7 protein-coding genes are annotated in these 10,349 nt (G+C 59.0%); 6 read left to right on the forward strand and 1 reads right to left on the reverse strand.

Annotated features, from left to right (window positions below; all coding sequences use genetic code 11):
• The first annotated feature begins 460 nt into the window (after nucleotides 1–460).
• The 6 genes from AX756_RS24005 (at nucleotide 461) to AX756_RS24030 (ending at nucleotide 9,316) form a co-directional block, all read left to right on the forward strand.
• On the forward strand, nucleotides 461–3,028 hold the full coding sequence (locus AX756_RS24005) for an ATP-binding protein (protein WP_068318247.1): 2,568 nt from the start codon (nucleotides 461–463) through the stop codon (nucleotides 3,026–3,028).
• 792 nt (nucleotides 3,029–3,820) lie between these two features.
• Nucleotides 3,821–4,612: a hypothetical protein gene (locus tag AX756_RS24010; protein WP_068318250.1), complete on the forward strand. Its 792-nt coding sequence runs from the start codon at nucleotides 3,821–3,823 to the stop codon at nucleotides 4,610–4,612.
• 16 nt (nucleotides 4,613–4,628) lie between these two features.
• Entirely contained in the window at nucleotides 4,629–6,176 is a 1,548-nt protein-coding gene (locus AX756_RS24015) for a sugar ABC transporter ATP-binding protein (protein ID WP_068318254.1), read from the forward strand.
• Nucleotides 6,173–7,135 carry an ABC transporter permease gene (locus AX756_RS24020; protein ID WP_068318257.1) on the forward strand — a complete coding sequence of 321 codons (963 nt, stop codon included), beginning with the start codon at nucleotides 6,173–6,175 and terminating at the stop codon, nucleotides 7,133–7,135. Before AX756_RS24015 ends, AX756_RS24020 begins: the two co-directional genes overlap by 4 nt.
• 81 nt (nucleotides 7,136–7,216) lie before the next feature.
• Nucleotides 7,217–8,239 (forward strand): sugar ABC transporter substrate-binding protein, encoded by a 1,023-nt coding sequence (locus AX756_RS24025; RefSeq protein ID WP_068318261.1) that lies wholly within the window; start codon nucleotides 7,217–7,219, stop codon nucleotides 8,237–8,239.
• A 99-nt stretch (nucleotides 8,240–8,338) separates the two neighbouring features.
• Nucleotides 8,339–9,316 (forward strand): ABC transporter permease, encoded by a 978-nt coding sequence (locus AX756_RS24030; protein ID WP_068318264.1) that lies wholly within the window; start codon nucleotides 8,339–8,341, stop codon nucleotides 9,314–9,316.
• Nucleotides 9,317–9,400: 84 nt separating this feature from the next.
• Here AX756_RS24030 and AX756_RS24035 read toward each other — a convergent pair whose 3' ends face one another.
• Nucleotides 9,401–10,144: an SDR family NAD(P)-dependent oxidoreductase gene (locus AX756_RS24035; RefSeq protein WP_068318267.1), complete on the reverse strand. Its 744-nt coding sequence runs from the start codon at nucleotides 10,142–10,144 to the stop codon at nucleotides 9,401–9,403.
• Nucleotides 10,145–10,349 lie beyond the last annotated feature (205 nt).

The following is a 10,349-nucleotide window of genomic DNA, read 5'->3' on the forward strand; positions in this document are numbered from 1 at the left end:
AATCACGCCTACTGCCGAGTGTGAATCCCTTTTGTCAACACGACCTAAGATAGTGTTTCTCATTCTTCGGTCTTGCGCATCTGGCACTGGCCATCGGTGAGGGGTTTCCATTGCCGCATCGATGCCGTTTCCGCGCAAAGGGATATAAGAGGCAAATCGCCGTCTTGGAGCCCTTCATTGTCAAAGGTGCGACCTTCGTCTTGAACGTGGCGCCGCGGTAGCTTCTCGGACCTCTTGCCATCTTTCGCTTCTTCCAACCGGCAATCGCTGCCGGATCGAGAGCGGGAAAACCACCTTAATCGGCTGTTAAGAATTTCGGGCCACCCTTCGTCGCCCAAGTCTGGACGTGATCGGCGCATTGGCAAATGCCCCGTGGGGTGCACAATCCACCAGAAAGGCAATCTGTTCACGAGTGAGAAATTCGTGAATAAGTATTTCGGAACAATGCCGAGGGGAATCCATGCTTGTCTTTCTGACCCAAAGCTTGATTGCGCTCGCCCTCGTCGGGGTCCTGTTCTTTCCGCTATTCACCAAACCTCGACGGTCTGAACTGGATTGGAATTCCGCTTTCCTGATGGGCTTTGTCTTTGGTTTCGCGGCAGCGCTGGCGCTTCTGAGCGGCTTCAAGCTGGAAGGTGGCTTCATCATCAGCTGCGTCGCCGGAGCGCTCATTTTCGCCGGATACCTCGGCGGGGCGCTAACAGCCGCTATCGCGCTGTTATTTACGCTTGGTCTGCGCATCTGGTTCGGCGGAGCCCTCCTGCCAGTCTCCATCGGAATGCTGATCGGGCTGGCGGTTGTCGGGTGCGTGTTGCGCCGGATCGCCGCCCAGACGGATCGGCCGCGTTTCTCCCCCCGCATCCTGGCCTATGCCATGGGAGGCTACGTTGTTGTCGAGACGGGATTTGTCGTGGTGGCCGCTCTGTTTGACCTGTTGCCCCCGAACCCGGTCCCCTTACTTGTTGCCCGCTATTGCGCAGGAATCGTCTCTGTGACCTTGGCATGGCTGTTTCTGCGCATTTCCTGGAACCAGAGTTCGTTGATGCGGGAAAACAGTGTTTTGTTGCGGCAAATGCAACTGGTCTTCGAAACCTGTGGCATCGGGGTCTTTCGATACAATGGTGAGACCAAAAGGCTTAGCTACGACACGAGCTTCCTGCATCTATATGGAGTCCAGCCAAGCGATGGGCTGCATCCGGGCACCTTCGCCAAAACCCAGGTCCATCCGGACGACCAGGCGGGCATGCAGGCCTATATCATGGAGGCGACGATGGGGCATGCCGAGCAGGGAAGCCATTTCTTCCGGGCACGCAGACCGGACGGGCAGTTCCATCACATGCGCTCATCCTGGAAACTGGAAGGCATCAATCCAGATGGGTCCCGGAACGTGATCGGACTTCACATCGACGTCTCGGATGTCGTCGAAGCGCAACAAAGACAAGCGAAGGCAGAACACCAGGTCGCCGCAATCGCCGAGAACGTGCCGGGGGTCATCTTCCAGATCGTCTGGAGGGAAGGCGCCGCCTCGCAGTTGACCTATGTCAGCCCGAAAGCGACGGAAATCTGGGGGAAGTCACCGGAAGAATTGATTGCGGACCCCTATTCGACCGTGACCCAGTATGATGATGGCGAATTGCCGAAAATCGTGGAGGCCATTTCACAGGCCGCAGAGACCGGGAAGCCGGCAGGTGTCCGAGTCCGGTTGCGGGACGTGGAGGAAAGGCCCCTCGTGTTCAAGATACGCGTCCAGGCGGCGCCGCTTGGCGATGGGTCTTACCTCGTCAACGGGATATGCCTCGATGTCACGCGGGAAGCGCGGGCCGAAGCGCGCGCGCATGAGAACGAAGAGATCGCTCACCGGGCGCAGAAGAACGAGAGCATCGGCCGACTGACCGGTGGCATGGCGCATGATTTCAACAATCTCCTGGCCGTCATTCTGGGAAATCTCGAGCTGATCCGGGAAAACCCCGGTGCCGAGGACAAGAGCGCCATGATCGACGCGGCGATCCGCGCCTGTAATCGCGGTGCAGAGCTGACACGCAGCATGCTGTCCTTCGCGCGCAAGGCTCGTCTGTCGCCGGTCACGCTTGATCTTAATGCGGTGGTCCGGGATTCCGGCAACTGGATGCGTCGCGCGCTGCCAGATTCGGTCGAGATGGAAACCTCTCTGCTGGCCGGGTTGTGGCAGGTCAAACTGGACCCGAGTTCGTTTGAAAACGCCCTGCTGAACCTGATCATCAATGCGCGTGACGCCATGAATGGCCATGGGCGGCTGACCATCGAGACGGCGAACATGCGGATCGACAGGGAGTATATTGACGCGCGTCAGGAACGATTGCCGCCGGGCCGCTACGTGATGCTTGCGGTGAGTGACAACGGTGAAGGCATGGATCAGGAAACCCTGCAACGGAGTTTCGAGCCATTCTTCACGACAAAGGCTCCTGGCACGGGATCCGGGATCGGACTGTCGATGGTCCTCGGCTTCGTCCGCCAGTCGGGCGGGACGGTTCAGGTCTATACCGAGCCGGGAGAGGGCACGACCTTCAAGCTGTATTTCCCTGCCGTGTCGGGCGATGGAGAGCTGGACAGGAATGCGACCGCCAAGGAGTATCGGGCCGGAGAGGCCCAGTCGGTGGGCACGCCGTACCGCATTCTTCTTGTCGAAGACGATGACGAGATCCGGAAAGTCATGATGACAAGATTGCGCAACTCCGGCTACGCCGTGACAGACGCGGCATCAGGTGACGCGGCATTCGAGTGCTTCAAGGCGGATCCATCATTCGATGTCATCGTCACGGACATCGTCATGCCGGGCACGTTGCAAGGACCCAGGCTGGCGGCAGCCATCAGGGAGATCGATCCGAGCGCACGCTTCGTCTTCATGACCGGCTATGCCTCTGAAGCGGCTGTCCACGGCAATGGTCTGCGGCCAGAAGACATCCGCCTCATGAAACCATTTCCGCAAGCCGAGTTGCTGGAAGCCATAGCCGTTTCCTTGAAGACGGTCCGCCATGAAGGCGATGACTGACTTTCAGGATCAGCCTGTCTGACGTCAGGCAAAACTGCAGGCTCTGAGGGCTGAGGAACAAGCCGACGGGAAAAACAGCCCGAGGCGTGAACGGTAACCTTTCGCCGAACAAGGCGACGGAGCGAGAACCGGTGAACAACGCATGCCCGTGCCGTGAAAACCTATTGGGTCCAGTTCGTATTTCAGTAACGGGTGGAGGTGGGCGTCGGCATGCAGCCAATGCAACCTACCAGGTTCGTGAGATGAATCCCGGGTGCCCTTTTCCCGGAGATACCATTGCCGGTCATACGTTCTAACATTTGTGCACAAATGGTTTGACAATTGTTCAGGTGAAATCTACCGTACTGATAGCAGCTGAATCGACTTGGCAATCCAAGGCCGGAGGGTGCGGTGAACAGGCAGGATCTGGGTGGCCATGGCGGGTTGTCATGCCGCTTCCCGGGTGCAGGCCGTCAGTGCATGGAGAGGCCCTCAGCAATATGGCCGAAGACCGCCCGGGATTCTGCGTCTCAGGGGAGGCAACAACATAGAACTATCCTTACACCAAAGGGTTTGATGCGAGGCATCCGAACCGGTCCGGCCAGACTCTTTTGACAGCAATCAGGACACAACTCAGCGCACAACATGGTGTCAGCCGATCACCGTGATTGGATTTGTCGGCCTTGAGGAGAGGAGCCGCACGATTATGAGGACCTCGGATGTCGCTTCCCGAGCCTGGGCGCGAGGATGTCAGGCAAACTCCCACACCAACGTAGAGCCGGCCAAGGCCAAGAGGCAACGTAAGGAAAATACATGAAGAATCCAGTTGTCATCATCGGGATCGGCGAATTGGCCGGAGTTCTTGCGCGCGGTTTCCTGCGCGACGGATTTCCCGTTTTTCCAGTTACGCGAGACATGGACGCATCCGAAGAGGCGATCGGCCTTCCCGAGCCGGAGATGGTTGTCGTCGCAGTGGCGGAGAACGACTTCCCCGACATGATGGCGAAAATGCCGGCGGCCTGGCGAACGCGTCTGGTCCTGCTGAAGAACGAACTGCTGCCGGAGGATTGGAAGACACTCGGTATCGAAAATCCGACCGTGATGTCGGTATGGTTCGAGAAGAAGAAGGGAATGGACTACAAGCCCTTCCGGCCGACGCCGATTTTCGGACCCTACGCAGAAACCGTCGCCAGTGCGCTCGGCACTCTCGAGATCCCGGCCCAGATCGTCCGGTCCGAGCAGGAACTCCTGTTCGAGCTGGTCCTCAAGAACGTGTTCGTCCTGACGATCAACATTGCCGGTCTTGTTCTGCCCGAAGGCTCCACGACCGAAGATCTGTGGGCTGACCATCAGGATCTGGCCAAGCGGATCGCCGGAGACGTGATTGCGATCCAGGAAACGATCACCGGGCAAAGCTTCAACCATGCAGACCTGATCGACGGGCTGAAGGTCGGGATTCTGGCGGATCCCAACCACAAATGCCGTGGTCGCTCCGCGCCCGGGCGCCTTGAACGCGCGTTGCGGGATGCGGACGCCAACGGGGTGGAATGCCCCACAATTCAAGAAATCGATCACCAGTTGAAGAACCGCGAAGCCGTCGCGTGAACATGGGCAGTTGAAAATGGACCAGGAGATCAGATCCAGCGCGCAAAATGGCAAGCTGGAATCCATCCGGCTGAAGGCGATTTCGAAGACGTTCCCGGGTGTTCGCGCCTTGAACAATGTCTTCATGGAGATGCGCGCCGGCGAGGTGATATCGATTGTCGGCCAGAATGGCGCCGGAAAGAGCACGCTCATGGATGTTCTGGGCGGGGTGATCCAGCCGGATTCCGGAGGGATTTTCTTCGATGAAACTCCGGTCGTGTTCGCATCACCGCGGGATTCCATGCAGAAGGGCGTCTCTTACATCCATCAGGAACTGACATTGTTCAACAACCTGACGGTTGCAGAGAATGTCATGTTCAACGAGTACGCCGTGGCTAACCCGCTGCGTCCGTTGGATCGTTCGGCAATCAATCGGAAATGTGCCGAAGTTCTGGAAATGATCGAGCCTTCGATCAAGCCGGGCGATCTTCTTGCGTCTCTGACGGTCGGAAAGAAGCAGATCGTCGAAATCTGCCGGGCCATCGTTTCGGGCGCGTCTGTCATCATCTTCGACGAGCCGACCTCATCCCTGACCTTGAAGGAAAAGGAAGGTCTCTACGATCTGATCGGTCGGCTGAAGCGGTCAGGCTATGTGATCATCTACATCACCCACCACTTCGAGGAGATCTTCCGGATCGCGGACCGGATCTATGTGCTTCGGGACGGTGAGAACGCCGGCGAAGTTCAGGTCGCTGACACCAATACGACGGAACTGACCAAGTTGATGCTTGGCGAATACGCGGCCAGGATGTTCGCCAATGGCGACACCGGGCCGGATGCACGACTGGGTGACGATCGCCCGGCCCTGCTTGAGGTCCGCAACCTGTCGAGCACGACGGGGCTGCAGGATATCGATTTCACCCTGCGCAAGCGCGAGGTGCTCGGGATCTGGGGGCTGCTCGGTTCGGGGCGCACGGAGTTGATGCGGGCGCTCCTGCAGATCGATCCACTCACTGACGGAACCGTTCAGATCGACACTGCAGAGGGCATGGTCCCCGTTCCCCGCGAATTTACCACGCATTTCGGATATGTCCCTGAAAACCGTCGGGAAGAGGGGCTGTTCCTGGACGCGCCCATCCTTCAAAACACTTCGATCGGACGTATTCGAAGCTTCGCCAACCGGCTTGGCCTTGTGAATAGAACGACCGAGCGCAGCAAGGTCGAAAAGGTCGTCAAGGATCTCGGCGTCAAGCTGGTCGATATCCACCAGAGGGTGGACAACCTGAGCGGCGGGAACCAGCAGAAGGTCGTGATCGCCCGCTGGCTGATCATCAAGCCCGACATCATCATCCTCGACGATCCGACCAAGGGCCTCGATATCGGCGCGAAAAGCGATGTCTACCGCCTGATCAACGAGTTGGTCGGCGAGGGTATTTCGGTGCTCCTTGTCAGCTCCGACATCGACGAGATCCTGCATCTGAGCGACCGCGTGCTTGTGCTGGCCGACAAGCAGGTCTCGGCGGTTCTTGAACGCGACCAGATCGAAAAGACCACCCTCATGGAACATTGCGTGGGACAGAGATGAACATACCAGCCGTACATACCCCGCGCCTGTCGCTCAGCTTCCTGGTCGACCATTTCTTCTATCTGGTCTTCCTGCTGGTCTTCGTCTTCTTCTCGCTCGCCAGCGACAAGTTCCTGACCGTCTCGAACCTGTCTTCCCTGCTGTTGCAGTGCTCCTATTACGGGGTGCTCGTTACAGGGCTCTCCTTTGTCATCATCAGTGGCGATTTCGACATCTCGGTCGGGACGGTGGCTTATGTGTCGATGAGTGTCGGCATGGTCACCATCGCTGCCGGCTACCCGATCCTGCTCGGCGTCGCGCTGACCCTGCTGACCGGTGTGGCGATCGGGTTGCTCAACGCGTTGATCATCATCTACCTGCATGTGCCTGCCTTCATTACCACGCTCGGCGTGCTGATCGCCGGGCGCGGCGTCGGGCACCTTCTGGTCGCCGAGCAAGGCGGCATCGAAGCCCCTGTTGCGCTGACCCAATTCGCCCAGTTCCGCATTGGCCCGCTCTACCTGGAAGTGGCCTTCATGCTGCTGGTCATGTTCATCGGGCAGTTCGTTCTGACCCGCACGGCCTTTGGCCGGACCGTCTTCGCCATCGGCGACAACGAGAAATCCGCCCGCCGGATCGGGATCGAGATCAACAAGATGAAGCTGGTCCTGTTCACCTTGTCGGGCTTCGTCGCCTCGCTGGCCGGGCTCGTCTACGTCACCCAGGTTGGATACCTGCATGCCAGTTTCGCCGATGGATGGGAGTTCACGGCGATCTCGATGGCAGTGATCGGCGGTGTCAGCCTGTTCGGCGGCCGCGGCACGATCCTGCCCGGCGCGCTTCTCGGGATCACGCTGATTGTCATGCTCCAGAACGGGCTGACGATCATCGGTCTCTCGCCCTACATCCATCCGTTCGTGATCGGCTCGATGATCTTCGTGGCCATCCTGGCGGACTCACTCAAGAACCGACGCAACTGAGGCCCGGCCCGGGCGGCTGTGGTCGGCAATGGAAGACCGAAAATCGCAACGATCATCGGAAACTGAGGAGGAACGAAAATCATGGGTTTCAAGATGAAGATGCTGTCAAGCGCGGCAATCCTGGCGGCTGGCATCGCCACGCTTCCGATCGAGGCCATGGCGAAGGACATGACCATCGGTTTCTCGTCCGTCGGTCGGTTCTCGCTGGCCTTTATCGCCGGCGAGACCTATCTGGGTCGCTTCGCGGAAGAGCGCGGCTGGAAATATCTCTCGGCCATCGCGGAGAACGACGCCGCCAAGCAATCGCAGGATATCGACAACCTGATCGCTCGCGGCGTCGATGCGGTGATCGTGATGGCGGTGGACAGCAAGGCGATCGAATCCAGCGTTCGCGCCGCCCATTCCGAGGGCATTCCCGTCATCGGTTACATGCGCCCGCAAGATCCCGGCTCCACGCATCTCTATGATGGTTTTGCCGGCCAGGACACCGTCGCCCAAGCCTATGACGCGGCCATCGAGATGAGCAAGATGCTCGACGAGGACAGTGTCGCTGCGAGCGATGTGAAGGTGCTGCACGTCATCGGTGATCCGAAGGATGAAAACGCGCTGAAACGGGCCGAAGGCTTCAAGAAGGCCGCAGAGGAAAAAGGTTGGGAGATCGTCAGCGAAATCATCTGCGACGGATGGAGCCTCGACATGGCGCTGACCGGCGCGACCAACGCGCTCGAATCCGACAGTTCGATCAATGCGGTTCTTCTGGCCTCCGACTATCTCTGGCCCGGCGTTCGGACTGCGCTTCAGAACCGCGACAAGCTGCACAAGCGCGGCGAAGAGGGCCATGTCTACATCGCCAGCCAGGACGTTTTCCCGGTTGCCGTGGATTCCATCAAGGAAGGCTACATGGATACCAGCACCCTGCTGGACATGTACGGCATGGCCGTAACCGCGATGGACATGACGGAGCGTCTTCTTGCCGGCGAGGAATTCAGCGAGACGACGACCCCCAAGAAGGTCAACTGGATGTCCGGCGTGACCATTACGGCCGACAATGTCGAAACCCAGGAAGGTCTCTGGGGCGCCGAGTTCCACCCCGACAAGAAGTAAGGGTCGAGCCGGTCGGGGGAGCTGATCCCCCGACCGCAATCGTACGGCTGCGAAGCCGGTTCAAACACAGGTCGATGCATTGACGGGTCGAACAGAACCATGACGGATATGACAACAAACAGGACACGGCCAATCGGTGTCGGGATCGGCCTCAACACCCTGATCATCATCGGCTTGTTTGGAGCGACCCTGATCACGGTGTCGATCTTCGCCGAAGGGTTTTTCTCGGTTCGGAACTTCTCGAATGTTCTCTACCAGGTCTCGGCCCTGGGGTTCCTTGTGCTGGGCATAACTCCGGTGATCATCATTGGACACCTCGACCTGTCACTGGTCGCCTTGATGACCGTATCGGCGATCATCGGGACGCTGGTCATCAGCGTGACCGGAAGCACATTGCTCGGCGTCGTGGTGATCCTGGCGGTTGGCGCCGCGGTCGGTGCCTTCAATGGCTTCTTCATCGGCAAGATGAAGGTGGTTTCGTTCATCGTGACGCTGGCCATGATGATCGTCGGCGGCGGCGTCGCGGCCTACTTGACCAAGAGTGTCACGATCTCGAGCCTGCCGGATGCCTATTTCTGGATCGGCGGCGGCAAGATCGGGATCATCCCGGTGCCGTTTCTCATCTTCTCTGCTTTCGTGGCCGTCGGTCTGGTTATCCTGAACCGGACCTATTTCGGCCGCTGGCTCTACAGCATCGGCAATAACGAGCAAGCCGCCCGCGTGGCCGGCATCCCGGTCGAGCGCGTGATCCTTTACGTTTTCATCGTCGCCGGACTCATGGCCGCCATGTCGGGCATCGTGCAGTCCTCGAAGCTTGGCTATGCCTCCGCTTCGATGATCCGTACGGGGACACTGGTGAACTACATCGCCGCAGCTACCATTGGCGGTGTGAGCATTCGGGGCGGTAAGGGTAACCTGCTTTTCGCGGTCTTCGGCGCCTTCGTGATCGTCACGATCACCAATGCCTGTACCTTCCTTGGTGTGGGTTACTACGAGCAGCTCATCATCAAGGGTGTCATCATCGTCGGCATCGTCGCGCTGGACCAACTGGCCTTGGGCCAAACCCGCCGCGACTGACTCCCCCTGAACTACGAACATCGCGGACATGAAAAAAGGCAGCCCGTTCGCGCTGCCTTTCCCTTTGCTGTTAGAACCGGAGCTTCAGTCGCCCAGCGGATTGCCAGAGAGGAAGCCGCCATCTACGTCGAGGCAGGTCCCGGTGATATACTCTGCTGCAGGCGAGAGCAGGAACAAGGTTGCCCCGGTCACATCCTGTGCGGTGCCCCACCGTCCAAGCGCAGTGCGCCGCTCGATCGAGCGCGTCACGGCCGCATCGCTCCAGAGCCCGGTTGTCAGCTCCGTGATGTGATAACCCGGCGCCACTGCGTTTACGCGAATGCCATCCGGTCCCCATTTATGCGCGCAGGCCCGCGTCAGGCCGAGCACGCCGGTCTTGGAGGTCGTGTAGGCCGGAATACTGGCATCGGCGAGATAGCTCAGCATGGAGGCGATATTCACGACCGATCCGCCGGTCTGCGCCAGCGCGTCATGCAGGCCGATGCTGAAGCGCATCTGGCTGTTGAGGTTCACATCCATGACATCGAGGAAGACCTCTTCCTCCCATTCGTCCTCCGGTTTTGCCGTGCCGGCGCAATTGACCAGGACGTCCAGTTGCTCCTGTTCGGCGCAGAAGGCGCGGACCTCGGCCTTGTCGCGAACATCGATGCGCTTGAGGATCAATGACGGCTCGTCGAGCTTGGCGATCCTCTCCTCGGTGCTTCCCAGGGCGATCACGGAGGCCCCCAGATCCGACAGGGACTTGGCGATGTCCAGGCCGATCCCGGCCGTCCCGCCGGTTACGATTGCGGACTTTCCTTTGAAAAGGTTGCTGGCGAAGACGTTCATGTGACCTCCATTGCACCGGGTTCTTGCGGTATTTCCCTGACGTTTGAGCTGTTCGATTCAGCGCGGTTCGGAGGGCCGTCCGGCCCCGGATCTCCGCCCATATTCGACTCGCCCCATCCGCCATCTGAACATTTGTTCAACCATATGTAACATCGCTGTGGACGTTTGTCATGACATATGATAGCTCTTTTGGTGCGGGGTCATG

The sequence above is a fragment of the Aliiruegeria sabulilitoris genome (assembly GCF_001558155.1).
Taxonomy (GTDB): domain Bacteria; phylum Pseudomonadota; class Alphaproteobacteria; order Rhodobacterales; family Rhodobacteraceae; genus Tropicimonas; species Tropicimonas sabulilitoris.